The sequence below is a fragment of the Qipengyuania proteolytica genome, from assembly GCF_019711565.1.
GTDB classification, from domain to species: Bacteria; Pseudomonadota; Alphaproteobacteria; order Sphingomonadales; family Sphingomonadaceae; genus Qipengyuania; species Qipengyuania proteolytica.
The window spans coordinates 351,473-367,819 of the sequence record NZ_JAIGNN010000002.1; the positions used below are offsets into that span (position 1 = coordinate 351,473).

General features: G+C 62.7%; 15 protein-coding genes. 4 read left to right on the forward strand and 11 right to left on the reverse strand.

Annotated elements, in window-relative coordinates:
- Positions 1-67: 67 nt before the first annotated feature.
- From K3172_RS10600 to K3172_RS10610, 3 genes are read left to right on the forward strand one after another with little or no spacing between them, the layout of a single operon-like run.
- A complete protein-coding gene (locus tag K3172_RS10600) occupies positions 68-364 on the forward strand; it encodes a hypothetical protein (RefSeq protein WP_221589850.1) in 297 nt (98 codons plus the stop codon).
- A 40-nt stretch (positions 365-404) separates the two neighbouring features.
- On the forward strand, positions 405-1,544 hold the full coding sequence (locus K3172_RS10605; protein ID WP_221589852.1) for a phosphoenolpyruvate carboxykinase (ATP): 1,140 nt from the start codon (positions 405-407) through the stop codon (positions 1,542-1,544).
- Complete coding sequence (locus K3172_RS10610) at positions 1,534-2,562, forward strand: nucleotidyltransferase family protein (protein WP_221589854.1); 1,029 nt, start codon at positions 1,534-1,536, stop codon at positions 2,560-2,562. Before K3172_RS10605 ends, K3172_RS10610 begins: the two co-directional genes overlap by 11 nt.
- 11 nt (positions 2,563-2,573) lie before the next feature.
- On the opposite strand, the gene K3172_RS10615 is transcribed toward K3172_RS10610, so the two are convergent.
- The 4 genes from K3172_RS10615 to K3172_RS10630 are packed head-to-tail and all read right to left on the reverse strand — an operon-like array spanning position 2,574 to position 5,541.
- Positions 2,574-3,461 (reverse strand): methyl-accepting chemotaxis protein, encoded by an 888-nt coding sequence (locus K3172_RS10615; RefSeq protein ID WP_221589856.1) that lies wholly within the window; start codon positions 3,459-3,461, stop codon positions 2,574-2,576.
- Positions 3,462-3,496: 35 nt separating this feature from the next.
- Positions 3,497-3,724, reverse strand: a complete 228-nt coding sequence (locus K3172_RS10620) for a sulfurtransferase TusA family protein (protein WP_221589858.1) — start codon at positions 3,722-3,724, stop codon at positions 3,497-3,499.
- 31 nt (positions 3,725-3,755) lie between these two features.
- Positions 3,756-4,256 carry a DsrE/DsrF/DrsH-like family protein gene (locus tag K3172_RS10625; protein ID WP_247718139.1) on the reverse strand — a complete coding sequence of 167 codons (501 nt, stop codon included), beginning with the start codon at positions 4,254-4,256 and terminating at the stop codon, positions 3,756-3,758.
- Positions 4,257-4,272: 16 nt separating this feature from the next.
- Positions 4,273-5,541 (reverse strand): OmpP1/FadL family transporter, encoded by a 1,269-nt coding sequence (locus K3172_RS10630; protein ID WP_221589860.1) that lies wholly within the window; start codon positions 5,539-5,541, stop codon positions 4,273-4,275.
- 396 nt (positions 5,542-5,937) lie between these two features.
- On the opposite strand from K3172_RS10630, the gene K3172_RS10635 reads away from it, so the two are divergent.
- Positions 5,938-6,801: a hypothetical protein gene (locus tag K3172_RS10635; protein WP_221589862.1), complete on the forward strand. Its 864-nt coding sequence runs from the start codon at positions 5,938-5,940 to the stop codon at positions 6,799-6,801.
- 157 nt (positions 6,802-6,958) lie between these two features.
- Here K3172_RS10635 and K3172_RS10640 read toward each other — a convergent pair whose 3' ends face one another.
- From K3172_RS10640 to K3172_RS10670, 7 genes are all read right to left on the reverse strand, one after another.
- Positions 6,959-7,831 (reverse strand): HNH endonuclease, encoded by an 873-nt coding sequence (locus K3172_RS10640; RefSeq protein WP_221589864.1) that lies wholly within the window; start codon positions 7,829-7,831, stop codon positions 6,959-6,961.
- A 28-nt stretch (positions 7,832-7,859) separates the two neighbouring features.
- Entirely contained in the window at positions 7,860-8,165 is a 306-nt protein-coding gene (locus K3172_RS10645; RefSeq protein ID WP_221589866.1) for a hypothetical protein, read from the reverse strand.
- Between the two features lie 148 nt (positions 8,166-8,313).
- Positions 8,314-8,913 (reverse strand): hypothetical protein, encoded by a 600-nt coding sequence (locus K3172_RS10650; RefSeq protein WP_221589869.1) that lies wholly within the window; start codon positions 8,911-8,913, stop codon positions 8,314-8,316.
- On the reverse strand, positions 8,914-9,723 hold the full coding sequence (locus K3172_RS10655; RefSeq protein WP_247718140.1) for a TIGR04255 family protein: 810 nt from the start codon (positions 9,721-9,723) through the stop codon (positions 8,914-8,916). It abuts the gene before it with no gap.
- A 105-nt stretch (positions 9,724-9,828) separates the two neighbouring features.
- On the reverse strand, positions 9,829-11,646 hold the full coding sequence (lepA, locus tag K3172_RS10660; protein WP_221589873.1) for a translation elongation factor 4: 1,818 nt from the start codon (positions 11,644-11,646) through the stop codon (positions 9,829-9,831).
- 53 nt (positions 11,647-11,699) lie between these two features.
- Positions 11,700-13,892 (reverse strand): putative bifunctional diguanylate cyclase/phosphodiesterase, encoded by a 2,193-nt coding sequence (locus K3172_RS10665; RefSeq protein ID WP_221589875.1) that lies wholly within the window; start codon positions 13,890-13,892, stop codon positions 11,700-11,702.
- A 95-nt stretch (positions 13,893-13,987) separates the two neighbouring features.
- A complete protein-coding gene (locus K3172_RS10670) occupies positions 13,988-16,207 on the reverse strand; it encodes a putative bifunctional diguanylate cyclase/phosphodiesterase (protein WP_247718141.1) in 2,220 nt (739 codons plus the stop codon).
- Positions 16,208-16,347 lie beyond the last annotated feature (140 nt).

A 16,347-nucleotide genomic window follows, 5' to 3' on the forward strand; every position in this document is an offset into this window, starting at 1 on the left:
CGGGCGGGTTTTGCTGTTGCAGGCAGGCGCAGACGGATGCTTTATTCGCCGGTGCTGGAGAAAGCCCATGAGCGAGAATGAAACCACAGAAACCGGCGCGGCAGGCAGCGATCGCCGCGCCTTCCTGGCAGCCTGCGGCAAGTATTCGCTGACCGTGCCGCCTGCCATGACCGTCCTCCTGTCGACTTCGCTGTCAGCGCAGTCGATCGCTGAATCGGGCGGGGGCGGCGGCAGGCCGGAAGGGCCGCGCGGCAACAATGGTGTCGGCAACGGTATCGATCCGCAGCCGCCCGGCAACCCGCCGGTGAACGATGGTCCGGGCACAGGCCCTGGCAATCCGGGCAACCGCCGCGGGCGGCCATAGGACGCGCCGGGCGATGGAGTTCGTCCGCGCCGGACAGTGAATGCACCAGCCGGGCGATCTGCGCGCCGCCGATCTTGGCACCGCTCCCGCCACGTCGCTCGCGGTCAGGGCATCGGCGAAATCGGCCCTCTTCGCTTTCGACGGAGCGGATTGCGCCTTCTCGGAACTGAAGCAGGAAGTCTACCGGCTCGAGCCGGCCATCGCGCGCGTACTGGCCTCGCTGCGCGAGCCTCGGCCCTTCGACCGGCTGCGCGAGGAGATGATCCCCCAGCTCGCTGGCGCCGAGGCGGATTTCGAACGGCTGATGCTGCAATGGTCGGACGCGGGCCTGATCGAACTGGTGCAGTCGGCGGCATCGGAGGAGCCGGGTCCGGCTGCCAGCTTGCCACTACCGGGCTGCGCAATCGGGTTGCAGTGTATCGAGCCCGCAGGCGACTGGTTCGATGCCTTTTCGCACCTTCCATCGACTGAAGAGCCCCCAGGCCGCATCGTCGCGCAGACGGCGGGTGGCCTTGGTCTGATTGCCGCGAGCGACGGGACTTCGCGCATCGTGCCGCGCGACCTCTTGCCCGCCGCCTTCCGGTTCGGCGTGATGCAGTTCGTCCTCGACCGGTGTAGCGAAATCGCGCTGCACTGTGCGTGCCTTGTCGCAGGGGGCGAGGCGATCCTGCTGCTCGGTCGCCCCGGCGCGGGCAAATCCACGCTGGCGATGTTCGCGGGCGAACAGGGTTTCGCCGTTGCCGGCGACGACGTCGGCCTCATCTCCCCGCGCGACCGGACGATCATGCCCGTCGCCTTGCCGCTTACGCTCAAAAGCGGGAGCTGGGACAGGCTCGCCGAAACCGCCCGGCGCGGCCCAGATCTCCGGCCGGTGCCGCGCGAGGATGGGATCGAGGTGCTCTACCGGCCCCTGCCCCAGCCCCCTGCCGAGCGGCCGCTGCGCATTCGCGCGCTCGTCCTGCTCGACCGCCACGATGGCAAGACGGTGCACCTGGCCGAATGGTCGAAAACCGACTGCCTTCGCCATCTCTGCAGCGAGGCCAAGTCGCGCTCTGGCGCCGCATCGCGCGAAGATATCGAAGGGTTCGTGGCGATCGTCGAGCGAGCCGAAATCCTGCGCCTCACCTATGCCGACGCGCGCGACGCGGCGCTCGCGCTGGGGCGGCGGTTTGCGGGCTGAGCAGGCCAGTTTCGCGGCGATCTGCGAGGCCTTGCGCGGTGCCCCGCCCCGAGGCGCGGACTGGGACTCGCTGCTCGCCCTTGCCAACCGCACGCTCACCACGCCCGCGCTGGCCGCCGCGCTGGCCGGCAGGGGCGACATTCCGCGGGACGTGACCGCCTTCCTCGCCACCATTGCCGAGCGCGCCCGCCAGCGCCATGCGATGATGCACGGCCAGCTGGGCGTGGCAGTCGCCGCGCTCGCGGCGGCAGGCGTGACGCCGATCCTCATCAAGGGGGCGGCCTTCATGGCGGATGGCTCGCGCCAGCCGGGCGACCGGATCTGCGCCGACCTGGACCTGATGATCCCGTTCGACGGGGCCGAGGCCGCCGTGGCCGCGCTGGAGGGTCTCGGCTACGCGCGCAGGCCATCGGCTGCTCCGCCCGATGTCGGCCTCAACCTCGCGCGGGGGAGCGATGCCGGCGGGCTCGACCTTCACTTCTGCCTTCCCTCGCTCCACCGCTACTGCGGCTACGACGACCTCGCGCCCCGCTGCCGCGCGATCGCGGTCGGCGAGGCGCAGGCGCTGCTGCCGTCACATTCGGTGCAAGCGGCCTTGCTCGTCGCCCATGACGAGATTCAGGAGCGCGGCTACTGGCGTGGTTCGATCGACCTGCGCCACCTGCACGACATCGCGGCCTCGGTCGCGGTGCATGGTCCACTCGACGCAGAGGCCATGCAGGCGCTGTTCCCCGATAGACAGGGCCGCCGGATCCTTGCGTCCTGCCTTCTCACGCTCGAAACGGTCTTCGCCATCGCGCTGCCGAGTGGACTGCAAGCCGCTCCGAGAGCTCGCCTGCAGGCCCGCCGCAAGCTGTGGCAGGTCGGCGCCCCGTGGAGCGCGAAGCCGCTCACACTCGCCAGCTTGCTGGTCGATTTCCCGCGCACGCCCGCATCGCTGCGCTCACGGGAAACACGCCGCAAGCGCGCGCAATATTATCGCAGAATGTTCGAGCCGCCCAAACCGACCAAGGTTTAGGCAGGCGGTCCCTACTGCCGACGGAGCTGATCAAGGAAACGCTCGGTCGCGTGCTCGAGGTCGGTCACGATACCATTGAGGTGGACGACCGAATCCTCGATCTCGCGCGACAGCTTGGATGCATCGCCCGCCGCACTGGCCACTTTTTCGCAGCGCTCCAGAACACGCGAGATCGCCTGGACGCCCTCCTCGGCTGACTCGCGGATCGCGACCGATTTCGACTGCTGGTCGCGGATTTCGACGCCGATAGCCTCGGCGGAATCGATCAGCCGGGTCATGCCTTTCGTGACCTGCCGCAGCGCATCGTCGGTATCGCTTGCACCGCTGCTGATCCCGTCGATCACGCCCGAGGCTTCTCCAGTTACGCTCTGGACGCGGTTGGCTAGCGATTTCACCTCGGTAGCGACGACCGCGAAGCCGAGACCGGCCTCGCCGGCGCGAGCCGCTTCGATCGAGGCATTGAGCGCGAGCATCTTGGTCTGGTCGGCGATCCCGCCGATGGTCGAGACGAATTCTTTGACGTTGGCCGTGTAGGTGCCGAGCGAACCGATCACATGTTCACTCTTGTTGGCGGTCTCGCGTGCCTCCTCGCCGATCCTGGCAAGGAAACCCCATGAGATATCGACCGTGGCGACTGAGTCGTGCAGCGCCCGGGCATCGCTCGCAACGCGAACCGATTGGTCGGATGCGCGGTTGGCTTCCTCGACCACTGCCGAGACTTCGCGGCCCGTCATTTCGACGAAGCTCTGCATCAGGTGCGCCGCCTGCTCCAGCTGGGCAGACGCGCTGGCCACGGCGTGGGCAACGGAGGCGATCGAGGAGCGGAACTCGCTGGCAAGCGCGTCCAGCTGGCCGGCCTCGGGTCCACTATTGTCCGAAACTGGCTGAGGTTCTGCCATCGTTTGCGACCTTTTTCCGGAGTCCGGAGCCGGAATCAGGCCCGGCGCTCGATCACGTAGCGATAGGCTTCGCCCGCCCTGCCCTGTTCGAGCAGCTCGTTGCCGGTTGCGCGGCAGAAGGCCTGGAAATCCTCGACCGAGCCCGGATCGGTGCAGAGCACCTCGAGCGTGTCGCCGCCGGCCATGCCGGACAGCGTCTGCTTGGTCTTCAGGATCGGAAGCGGGCAGTTCAGCCCCTTCGCATCGAGCGTCTTGGTCGTCATCGCAGTACCCCCGCACTTTCGTTGTATTATCTTAGATATAAAGGTTTACGTCCGAGTTAAGGGCGCCTTCCACATAGGTCGCGGCGCCGGCGAACTCGATCCCGTCGATCATGTCCGATTTCTTATACTCGAACAGGTCCATGCTCATCTGGCAGGCAATCAGCCGGACGTTCGAAAGCTGCGCGGCTTCGCGCAGTTCGGGGATCGAGGCGACGCCCTTCTTCTTGATCAGGTTCTTCATCATCATGGTGGTGAGGCCGGTCATGCCGGGCACCATGCTCGCCATGTTGGGCATCTTCATGTGGCCGCCCATCATGGGCATTTCCATCGCGCTATTGCCCAGCGTTGTGACGGTGAGGTCGAGATCCTTCTTGAGCAGGCCGATGCCGTAGAAGGTGAAGAACATCGTCACGTCGACATCCATCGACGCCGCCGTGGTCGAGATGATGAACGGCGGATAAGCCCAGTCGAGCGTGCCCTTGGTCACCATCAGGCTCATCGATTTCGCGTTCGTCATGCTTACCTCGGTCATGATCTGTGTTCTGTCGTCAGAATTTGATGCCCAGCGCGGCGCCAAATGCGGTTTCCGCGAGGAAGATGTTCGCCTCGCCGCCGCCGAAATTGGCGGGGATCGAGTTGGCGCCCTCGACCCAGTTGCCCGGCGCCCGCATGGCGTGCGCGCTGAGCTCGAGCTTGTCGCTCAGGGCGACCGTGGCACCGAGGGTGAAGTGGTCCTGCACGACGCCGGGCGCGAAGACATTCATGAGCGTCTCGCCGCCGGGGATCGGGTTCTCCGAGCGGCCGTAGCCTGCGCGCAGGGTGAGCGTGTCGCTCGCCCTCCACACCGCGCCGGTCTTGATCACCGAGATGTCGCGCCAGCCGAAACCGGGTCCATCGACCGCGCCGAAGGGCACGCCGTCGAAGACGCGGGTGATCGAATTGCCGACGGCCTCGACGCCCGAATATTCGATCCGCTTGAAGTCCGCGCCAAGCGTCAGCCTGTCGCTCACCTTGACCGAGGCGCCCACGCCCCAGCTTGCGGGTACGTCGAAATCGCCGCCATTCTCGAACAGGCCGGCATATTTGTCGAACTTCTGCGCATCGACCTTGGACTGGTAGAAAGCGCCGATCGACACGCGGTCGCCGAAGGTGCCGTAATAGCCGACCTTGAACCCCACGCCGAAGGCCCAGTCGTCGCCGCGATCGCTGAAGTTGGCGGGGTCTTGCGAGAAGCCCGCGAAGGGCCCTACGCCATAGGCGCGGAAGGACTGCACGAGGCCGACCGCCGAGACGCCCACGCTGTGGTTGTCCGCGAATTTCACTGCCACGCTCGGCACGATGAAGCCCTGCTTGAGGTCCACGCCGCCGGCCTGCGGTGCGCCGAAGGGCGCGAGCGGGTTGGTCTTGTAGACCGTGTTCATGCCCCCGTTCGCATAGAGCGCGATGCCGACCGAGACGCGGTCCGACAGCGGGCGCACATAGGCCACGTCGCCCAGCACGAAGGGGTTGGCGCCATTGCCGCTGTACTGCCCGTCGAGGCCGAAGGCATTGCTCTCGATCTCGGCCCCGCGGTCGGGGATGAAGACGTCGACGCCGATGTCGAGCCGGTGCTCGATCGCGGTCGCCGTGGCGGGGTTGGTGGCGATGGCGGCGGCGTCCTGCGGCATGGCGATCGCCACCCCGCCCGCGCCCTTTGCGCCTGCGCCTACGCCGTGGAGGAAATAGCCGTCGGTGGCCTGCGCCTGGCTCGCCGGAACCAGCAGCGCCGCCGCCACGAGAGCGCGTCGCGTATTCGCGAACGATACGATGTTGCGCACAAGACTTCCCCCATTGCTTCAGCGCGACACCTAGGCAGCGGGAGTACGGATAGTGTGTAAGGATATGGTTAATTTGGTCACACTTTTTGGATAAATACGACATGCGTTTCGGTTTGCGTACCCATCTCCATGGGTAGGTCCTCGGTGCTGATCCTTCGCTTCGCTAAGGGCACCTGCGGGCGGGCGGTCGCCCTTGCCGGGCCTCCCCCGGCCCGGTTTCAGCACAGACCTCTCGCCTCCCAGAGTACCGAGCCTCATTGCGAGGCAAGGCCAAGCGGCCGCCCGCAGCGGGTGCAGCTTGCTGCACGTCTAGCGAGGACGCGCCCGCGGATGCGGGTGCGAAACACAAGGACTCGATACTTTCCTACTCGCGCCGTTTCTGCTCCATCCTGCGCGATGAGCGAGCCCAAGCCCCACGCCACCCTCTCCTCCTTCACCCCCGTCCCGCGCCGGAAAGAGCGGTCCAACGGGTGGAAGCCCGAGGTCCAGCGCGCCTTTATCGAAGCGTTGGCCGACACCGGCTCGGTCGCCGCCGCCTGCCGCATGGTCCGCCGCAGCACGCATGGCGCCTACCACCTGCGCCGCCAGCCCGGGGCGGAGGAGTTCGCCGCGGCGTGGCAGGCCGCGCTCGATCTCGGCATGCAGCGGATCGAGGACGTCGCCATGGACCGCGCGCTCAACGGGGTGGAGCAGCCCGTCTATTCCTACGGCAAGCTCGTCGGCACGCGCATGGTCCATAACGACCGCCTGCTCATGTTCATGCTGCGCAACCGCGCGCCGGAGCGATTCGCGGAAGGGCGCAGCGGCCCGCTCGGCGCGATCGGCCAGATGCAGCTCGAGCGGTACAAGAAGCAGTGGCGCAAGGAATGGGAGGCGGAGCGCGCGGCGAAGGCCACCTCCCCCGCCGTGATCCGCGACCACATCGACAAGAAGATCGAGGCCTTCCGCGCCGCGAGCGCCGCCCGCCTGCGCGCCGAGTGGATGCGGCTCACCCCCGAAACCCGCCGCGCCTACGCCCGCTACGAGGAGCTACGCGCCCGCGACCTGGGCCGCGCGGTCGAAATCCCCTCCTACCTGCTGGGCGAAACCGGCGAGCCCGCGCGCGAGGACTGGTGGGAGGTGCCCGAGACGGTGCAGGCCAAGGACGCAGAGACGCTGGCCAACGGCCCGCTGTCCCTCCCCGCGCCGGAGGAAGCGGAGGAGGCAAGCGAGCCGGAGGGGCTGCGGATCAGGGGGCTGAAGGATAGCTCTTGGGACTGAACATCCACGGTGCGCGCTGAAACCGAGGCGAAGCCGAGGCAAGGCCGACCGGCCGCCCGAGCTTATGCGAGGAGGCAAGCGAGCCGGATGGCTCGCGCCCGCAGGATCCAAACAAAAAAACGGAACCTTGGAATGCCAACGCGTGAGGGCGCTGGCGCTACGAGTCGAAGCCGTGAAACTCGCGATGCCATGAAAGGAATTGCGGATGCGGCCGGTAGGACTCGATATCCGGCGCCTTGAGCTTGCCCGTCGAATTGATGATCGACTCGACACCCTCGCGGTCGTTGACCTTGCGGTGGACGATAATCTCTAGATCATCCCTGAACCCAATCAACCCACGGTCGAACATCCAATGCGCCGTGCCTGATAGCGCAAGCCCGTTGCGTACGCTGTCAGGGCCGCCATGCTCGACCGGTCGGATATGCGCAGCCTGCGCTTCCAAGCGTCCGCCGCCATTGACCAGCTTCCAGCCTGTCACCGCGCAGCGGCCGTCATAGGCGTGCATCACGGCGCGGCGGAAAGCGCGATCGCGGAACGGCTTGGAGACGAGCGACTGGACGATGGGCCGCTCGATTTCGAACGGGGTCTGATGCTCGCGAACACGGCTGTCCTCGACCACTTCGTCATCGCTACGAGGCAGAAAGTCCTCATCCGGCAGGCCGAGCGATATGATGCGGGCGAAGTCTGAAGGCGAAAGCGGGCGGACGGAGTTCTGCGCGTTGGTCAAATCGCGCTCGATGAGTTTGCCGTTAATCCTGTGCGGAACGGTTGGCTCAAACGGCAGATAGCTGCCTGCTTCAATCAACGCGCGATAGTGATCCGCTTTGTCCGGATCCGGGATGATCTCCTCGACCTTCGCCACCGCGAAGAAGCCTTTCGAATTTGGAATCTTTACCGGCTCGCGATAGACAATCCAGTCGCCGACCATCTGCTGTGCGCGGCTGAGATAGCTTTTCGGAAACTGGTAATGCACCTCGGGAATGTCGTCGTAGATCGACCCATCCTTGTGCATGAAAACGCCGAAGGTCATACGGAACGAACATCGTTCCAATGCGACTTCAAATACATCGCAAATTGGTTCCTGATGTAATGAAAGCGGCGCGGATTTCCTTAATGTCCTCTTCGGTCAATCCTGAGTGGGCGCCAATCGCCAATGCGTGCGCATCATTTTCAGGGACTTCGCCCATTGCAGGGACCGGATCATCAAAAACGCACATCAATCTGCCGTTCTCATCTTCGAGCGCTCTTACAACAGAGGCTGAAAATGCTAATCCTCCGGCCCATTTTCTGTTTGGGCGCATCGCGGCAATGGCCTCACAAATGCCTGCCAACGCTGTGTCAGAAATCTTCCCGTTTCGTATCAACGACACTCCTTTCTGAAGAATGTCGGTGGGGGAAAAAAGCGCTGCCTTGTAACCCTTTCCGTCGGCACGAAGATGTTGGGGCGACAGAACTGCCCGATATAAACTTTCGTTGTCGTTTACCGGACCGTGGGGGCTACGCGCTACCCCCTCACACGAACACCGCGCTGTCATCGGTAAGGCCCAAAAAGAAGTCGAACAATTCTGAAGGGATGGGACTTATGCTGCCGGTTTTGCCTCGACCTTTGACCTTCAAATCCCCAGCTTTGCCAAAAAACGAGCACTCGCCACATCCCCGGAAGCCGACATCCAAATAGAAGCCTTGACTATGCCAGAATAACCCGACCTCTCCATCATTTGAGACCATGGCCTCTGGCAAATCAATGAACGGTGGGATGTTCTCAACAAATTGAATCGCTTCGTCTATAGCTTGGCGCGATGGTGCTACGTCTTTCTCGCCGCCGTCCCAACCTGGCTCAAGCATTTCATATTGACGCAATTCGTCAATCAGCAAAGCCCTATCATCGATGTAAAAAGCGGAGTGGCCTTGGCCGCCAACCGTCGATCCAAAGTCTTTCGCGAAAGCAGACGCTGGCGCCAAGCCGGCCGCCGCCACAATTGCAGCGCTGAGTGCCGACACAGTGCCAAAAGAACGACCCTGCGATCTACTGCCTGTGAAACTTCGGCCAGTCACAGAATGATCAACGATCAGAGGTTCGTCGAGATAGAGTTCGGGCGCAGCACTAGCCACTTAGCTCTCCCTGTTCAGCGAAATTCGCTGCTGAAGGTCATCAGTAATTACTAACGAGAGTAGTTCTTTGTTCTTAGAATGCAATAGCTCTAACGTCTGATGGGTGGTGCTTCGAACTGCTTCGATTGATCCTTCAACACCGCCGCTGAATTCTGCCCGAAGCGTCGTATCTACTCGTACGATTGGCCGGCCTTCAAGGACTACCGCATCAAGATGGATACGCTGCAATATCCGTTGCGGGAGATTACTGCCTTCGCAGCCCGCAAATTCCCCTTGGTGGAAATGCCAAAGTTTACCACTTGGCCGGAACTTATCAGGAAAAAATCCGGAATTGCGATTAAAAAGCGCTTCTACATCGTATTCACTCTCGTCGCCAGACCAAACAAAAGTATCGATATATTGGAGAGTGACACTCTGCATTTTGTTGTCTTGATCGAGAACCAACCCCAACAATTTTTCAAGCAAATTCTTCGCTTGCCTTGAAACTACGTTCCACCGAGAATAGCTCAAACAGTTTACAGAAACAGAATTGCCTTCAATTTTTAGCTGCCAATCGATCGATCCATCGCGCTTGAATGACTGAAAAGCGACTGGCGCGACTGGCGGAGGCGGTGCGGCTTCCTCTCCAGATTCAGGTAAAAATGAAAACTGAAAGACTTGAGGGCGCATCAATTTAGGAAGATCTAATCTCCACAAATCGTGACGCTCAACAACTCGGTCGATCTCTGACCCGCTGAAATTTCGCGAGAATGCAAGAACAAACACGACCTCCTCGATCGCATGTCTTTCACCAATTGGACTAAAGGGCATAGCGCTCGCCCATAGCTTCTTGTCGCCCCCGTTGACTCGATACGCCGACTATCATGAGGAAACTTCGTAGGAAAGAGCGAGCCTCGATACTCTCGGGGATCATCCTCACTCCTCCCCCATCCGCAGCGCGGCGATAAACGCCTCCTGCGGGATGCTCACGTTCCCATACTCGCGCATCCGCGCCTTGCCCTTCTTCTGCTTTTCCAGCAGCTTCTTCTTGCGCGTGATGTCGCCGCCGTAGCATTTGGCGGTCACGTCCTTGCGCAGGGCGGCGATGGTTTCGCGGGCGATGATCTTGCCGCCGATCGCGGCCTGGATCGGGATCTTGAACAGGTGGCGCGGGATGAGGTCTTTCAGGCGCTCGCACATGCCGCGGCCGCGTTCTTCCGCAACGCTGCGGTGGACGATCAGCGATAGCGCGTCGACCGGCTCGTTGTTGACGAGGATGTTCATCTTCACGAGGTCGCCCTCGCGGCTGCCGATCTGTTCGTAATCGAAGCTGGCATAGCCGCGGCTGATCGACTTCAGCCGGTCGTAGAAGTCGAACACCACCTCGTTCAGCGGCAGCTCGTAGCTCACCTGCGCGCGGCCGCCGACATAGGTGAGGTCGGTCTGGATGCCGCGGCGGTCCTGGCACAGCTTCAGGATCGCGCCGAGATATTCGTCGGGCGTGTAGATCACCGCCTTGATCCACGGTTCCTCGACCGTCTCGATCCGGTTGACGTCGGGCCAGTCGGCCGGGTTGTGGATGTCGATAACCTTCGCGTCCTCGTTCTTCGTGTGGCCGAGGTGGACGCGGTAGACCACGGACGGGGCTGTGGTGATGAGGTCGAGGTCGTATTCTCTGGAGAGGCGTTCCTGGATGATTTCCAGGTGCAGCAGGCCGAGGAAGCCGGCGCGGAAGCCGAAGCCGAGCGCGGCGGAGCTTTCCATCTCGTAGCTGAAGCTGGCATCGTTGAGGCGCAGCTTGCCGATGCTTTCGCGCAGCTTCTCGAAATCGGCGGCGTCGACCGGGAAGAGGCCGCAGAAGACCACGGGCTGGACTTCCTTGTAGCCTTTCAGGGCCTCGGGCGCCCCGCCCTTTACCGTGGTGATGGTGTCGCCGACGCGGGCCTGTTCGACTTCCTTGATCTGCGCGGTGATGAAGCCGATCTCGCCCGGGCCGAGTTCGGGCAGATCGGTGCGCTTGGGGGTGAAGCAGCCGACGCGGTCGATCAGGTGCTGCGTGCCGCCCTGCATGAACTTGACGTTGAGGCCCTTCTTGATGACCCCGTCGATCACGCGCACGAGGATGACGACGCCGAGGTAGGGGTCGTACCAGGAGTCGACGAGCATGGCCTTCAAGGGCGCGTCGCGGTCGCCCTGCGGGGGCGGGATGCGGGCGACGAGCGCCTCGAGCGTGTCCTCGATGCCGATGCCGGACTTGGCGCTAGTGAGGACTGCGTCGGATGCGTCGAGGCCGATGATGTCTTCTATTTCCGCGCGGACCTTGTCGGGTTCGGCGGCGGGGAGGTCGATCTTGTTGATGACGGGGACGATTTCGTGGTCGTGCTCGATCGACTGGTAGACGTTGGCGAGGGTCTGCGCCTCCACGCCCTGCGCGGCGTCGACCACCAGCAGCGCGCCTTCGCAGGCGGCGAGGGAGCGCGAGACCTCGTAGGCGAAGTCGACGTGGCCGGGCGTGTCCATGAGGTTGAGCTCATAGGTCTCGCCATCCCTGGCGGTGTAATTGAGGCGCACGGTCTGCGCCTTGATGGTGATGCCGCGCTCCTTCTCGATGTCCATGTTATCAAGGACTTGCTCGGACATCTCGCGCTCGGTCAGGCCGCCGCAGTGCTGGATCAGCCGGTCGGCAAGCGTCGACTTGCCATGGTCGATATGCGCGATAATGGAAAAATTGCGGATCTTGGAAAGGTCAGTCATTGCGCCGCCCCATTAGCCGCAGCGCAAGGTGCTGTCAGCAGGGAAACGCGGTGTCAGGCCGCCTGCTGCCTGGGCGCATTCGCCGACAGCTTGAACTGCGCGAAGGAGGGGTTCGAATTGAGACCCTGCGCCAACGTATAGCGTCCCGGCGGCAAGGCCTGAAGCGGAACACCCGCTGCCGCCAGTTCGTAGGGACTCACCCGGTGACGGGTGCACAAGCCCCCTGCCCCGTCGTCGACCAGCTCCTGCTCGAACTCGATGCCTTGCGTATCGTCCATCGTCCTGCGCACGGCGCCCACGGCCAGCTGGCCCTGTCCGAAGTCGAGCACGAACATCGTACCGACCGGAACATCCTCCAGCCCCTGGATCATCGCCCCGGTCCGCGAGAGATTGCGCAGGGTCACCTCGTAGTAATGATCTTCGTGGATGAGGCCGATCTTGCGGAACACCGTACGGCGGGTTGCGCGCTGGATCCCATTGTCGCTCGGCGGGATGATCCATTCGCCGCCGGCGATCTGTTCGAGGACCTCTTCCTGCGTCAGCGCTCCTGAATAGACGAAGCCGCAGACCTGATCGACACCAAGGCGCTTGAGTTCCTCCATCAGAGCCAGTGCATGGACGCCCGACGCCACTGTCTCCATGCCCATGGCACCTGCCAGGGCCACAACCGCCCGCACCAGTTCGATGTCGCCCAACTCGTTGCCCATGATCGGCTCGAAGAAGTTTCCACCGATACGCAGGGCATTGAGAGGCGCACGGCGAAGGTAGCTAAGCGAGGAAAGGCCGGTGCCGAACTGATCGAGCGTGAGGCGTACGCCGAGCTTGAAGAGGCGCGACATGGCATTGTCGACCTTGGAGCCATCCCCGAGCAAAACCGATTCCGGCAGGCGAAGCTCGAGCCGTGCCGGGTCGAGGCCCGTCTTCTCGAGCACCTTCTCCACGCTGTCTATGAACCCGTTGGACTCGAATTGAACCGGGCTTACGTGAAGCGCGACCAACAGCGATTCCGGCCATTGCATGGCATCTTCGCAAGCCTTGCGCAGACCCCACTCGCCAATCGGCACGATCAGCCGGCTGCCCTCAGCGACCGGCAGGAACGTCTCGGGTTCGACCCGGCCGCGCTCTTCGTCCGCCCAGCAATATTGCGCCTCGAGCGCAACGACGCGGTCGTCAGCAAGCGAAACGACCGGTTGGTATTCGAGGGTGAAATGGCCCGCCTCGATCGCTTCGGCGAGATCCTCCTCCATCCGCTTGCGCAGATTCGCTTCGTGTTCGAGATCGCCCGCATAAAAGCGGAACTGGCCGCGCCCGCCATTCTTCGAAGCATAGAGGGCAAGGTCGGCAGCACGCGTCAGCTCGTCGCGCTCGACTCCGTCGTACGGTGCGACCGCAATCCCGACCGAACAGCCGATCGAGCACCGCCCTTCTTCGACCGAGTAGGGTTGCGAAAGGATCTGGATGATCCGCTTGGCGATTTCGCCGAGTTCGCCACGGTCGTCGAGATCGGGGATAAGGACCTGGAACTCGTCACCACCCAAACGGCCGATTTCGCCGCGGCCTGCGACGGCTCCGCGCAGGCGGTCAGCGACCTGCTGCAACAGCTGGTCCCCGGCGGCATGGCCGAGCGTGTCGTTGACTTGCTTGAACTTGTCGAGGTCGAGCATCATCAGCGCAGCAGCCCGCTTCGCGCTCTTGAAGGCGTGGAGGGTAGAATCGATCCTCTGCTCCATCCGGTGACGGTTGGCGAGGCCGGTCAGCGAATCGTATTTGGCGAGGCGGTTCGCCTCTTCCTCGGCACGGAATTCCTCGGTCACGTCGATGGCAGACCCGCGGAAGCCCTGGAATTCTCCAGCCCGATCGTACAGCGGCTTTCCGCTGAGCCGCAGGACAACAGCGCTTTCTCCGGCGACAGCCTGCACTGCGAGGCCGGCAAAGCTCTTCCGGGTGCCTAGCTTGAGGCCGAGCGAGCGGCCATCGGTTTCGCCATCTATCGGCGCGAAAGCCTGTTGGATCGGCTGGGCGGCGAGCCGGGCGAAATCGCCCCCCATCGCCTCGACGATCCAGCCACTGAGATAAGCGATGTTGCCGCTCTTGTCGGTATTCCAGAAGCCGAATGCGCCGGAGGTTTCGATCTCTTCGACGATCTCGACTTTTTCGGACGTTCCGATCCCGTCGGGAGAGGCTCCGTGCCTCCCCTCGGCGGTCTTCTTCCCTTTGAAGAATTCGGAAAAGGGCATCGCCCCCATTGTCACCCTACCTCACCGGCACGTTTGTTATGAACAGGGATTAGCCGTGAATGGTTAGTTTTTGGCTAACGTGGCGCACCGCGCGAGCCGGAAAATCAGCTTCTCGCGCGACGCGACATGCTGGGGTCGACCTGTACGAACGACTTCCCCCGCTTGCCTCCCATGAGCTCCATCTTGAGCATTTCGTAGGGATCTTCCGGAAGGCTGGCGAGCGGCTTGCCGGCAGCTTCGATCTGGTACGGCGACACACGGTGCCGCGTGCACAGGCCGTCCGCGCCATCGCTGATCAACGGGGTTTCGAACTCGACACCCTGCATGTAGCCGTCGCTGCGGCGTACGGTCGCCACGGCCAGCTGTCCGCCGCCCAGGTTCAGGACGAACTTCGTACCGACCGGCACGTCAAGCAGGCCTTCGATCATCGCGCCGGTCTTGGAGAGGTTGCGCAACGTGACATCATAGGCATGATCCTCGTGGATCAGGCTGATCTTGCGATATACCGACTTGCGCTCGGCGCGGTATTTCTCCGGACCGCGCGGCTCGTACTGCAGATCGCCAATCTCCAGTCTCTCGAGTAGTTCTTCGTGCGGAATGGCCTGCGAGAAGATGTAGCCCTGCACGTGGCTTGCGCCGCGCTCGGTCACCAGATTCAGTTCGTCCTTCGTCTCCACGCCTTCGGCAACGGTCTCCATGTTGAGGGACTCGGCGAGACTGACGATGGCGCTCATGATGGCCGGATTGTTGTTGCCCTTCTCGGTCGCACCGCGCACGAAGCTCTGGTCGATCTTGATCTTGTCGAACGGCGCATACTGGAGATAGCTGAGCGAGCTGTAGCCTGTACCGAAGTCGTCCAGCGCAAGCCGTACTCCAATCCGCTTTAGCTCTTCGAATTTCTCCTGGGTGCGCTTGGGATCACCGACAAATACACTTTCGGTGATCTCCAGTTCGAGCCTGTGCGGTTCGAGACCGCTTTCCATGAGGACGGATTTTACGAGCCCGGGAAAATCGTCGCGCGCGAACTGAATCGCGGAAACATTGACGGCGACGCGGAGCTCGACAGGCCAGTTCTTCGCTTGCTGGCAGGTTCGCAGCAGGGCCCATTCGCCGAGCTGCTTGATCATGCCGATATCCTCGGCCACCGGAATGAAGATGGCCGGCGAAATAAATCCGCGCTCCGGATGTTCCCACCGCATGAGAGCTTCCAGACACTTCAGCTTGTGGGACTTGGAATCGACGATCGGCTGATAGAACATTTGCAGCTCGTCGTTCTCGAGCGCGTCACGCAGGTCTTCCTCGACCTGGCGGCGGTGCTTTGCCCCGTCCGTAAAGTCGATGTGGTAGAAGCGGTACTGCCCCCGGCCACCACCCTTCGCAGCATAGAGCGCAAGGTCGGCAGCCTTCACCAGTTCCTCTGAATCGATACCGTCGTAAGGCGAAACGGCAATCCCAACCGAAGTCCCGATTACCGCCCGCGAACCGCTTATCTGATAGGGCTGCGAGATCATCTGGATCAGGCGTTGGCCGAGTTCGCCCAGATCGCCGCGATCATCCATGTCGGGGATGATGATCTGAAATTCGTCGCCACCGAGACGGCCGATTTCGCCCTTGTCGCCCACAACTTTCTGAATTCGCGCCGCGACCTGTCGAAGCAGCTCGTCGCCAGCCGGATGGCCAAGCGTGTCGTTGACCTGCTTGAAGCGGTCGAGATCCAGCATCAGCAGGGCGCAACTGCGCTTGGAATTGCGGAAAGCCTTGAGGATCGACGTCAGCCGCTTGGTCATGCGGTGACGGTTCGACAGTCCGGTCAGCGAGTCGTATTGCGAGAGCCGCTCGGCATCCTTGTCGCTCTGGAACGTAGCTGTAATGTCCTTGGCGCTACCACGATAACCGACGAAGTTCTGGTCCTCGTCGAAGTGCGGCTTGCCGGCGATCTCCCACCACTGTTCGGTCTTCCCAAGCGTTACCTTCACGGCCAGCTGGGAAATGGAGTTGCGAGCGCCGAGCAGGAAGGTGAGCGGACGTTCGGTCTGATGGCTGTCGTTCTCGTCGACCTCTGGCTTGAACAGGACCGTCAGCTGTTCGCCGACGATCTCCCCTGCGGGGCGGCCCAGCTTCTTGGCAGCATTCTCGGACAGGTAGATGAGGCGGCCCTGTGCATCGCTGGCCCAGAACCAGCCCAGGCCGGCGTTTTCGAAGCTGTCGAGCAGTTCGATGCGACGTTGGGTATCGGCCTGGTCGATCGGCCGCAGCATGCGGGCTTCGGTTTCCTGCTGTTCCTTGATTTTCGCACGCGAAGAACGCGCAAACAAGCCTGCCATCTTGGTCCCTCGGTTCGATCGTTAACCACGCGCATGCCCAGAGCACGCGCATTCAAGGTGAGCTAGCTACCCGCAAATCCTTTCCAAACGCATAACCATGAGGGTCTCGCAATTCCGTGCCTGCGTCCGGTGCTTGCCAG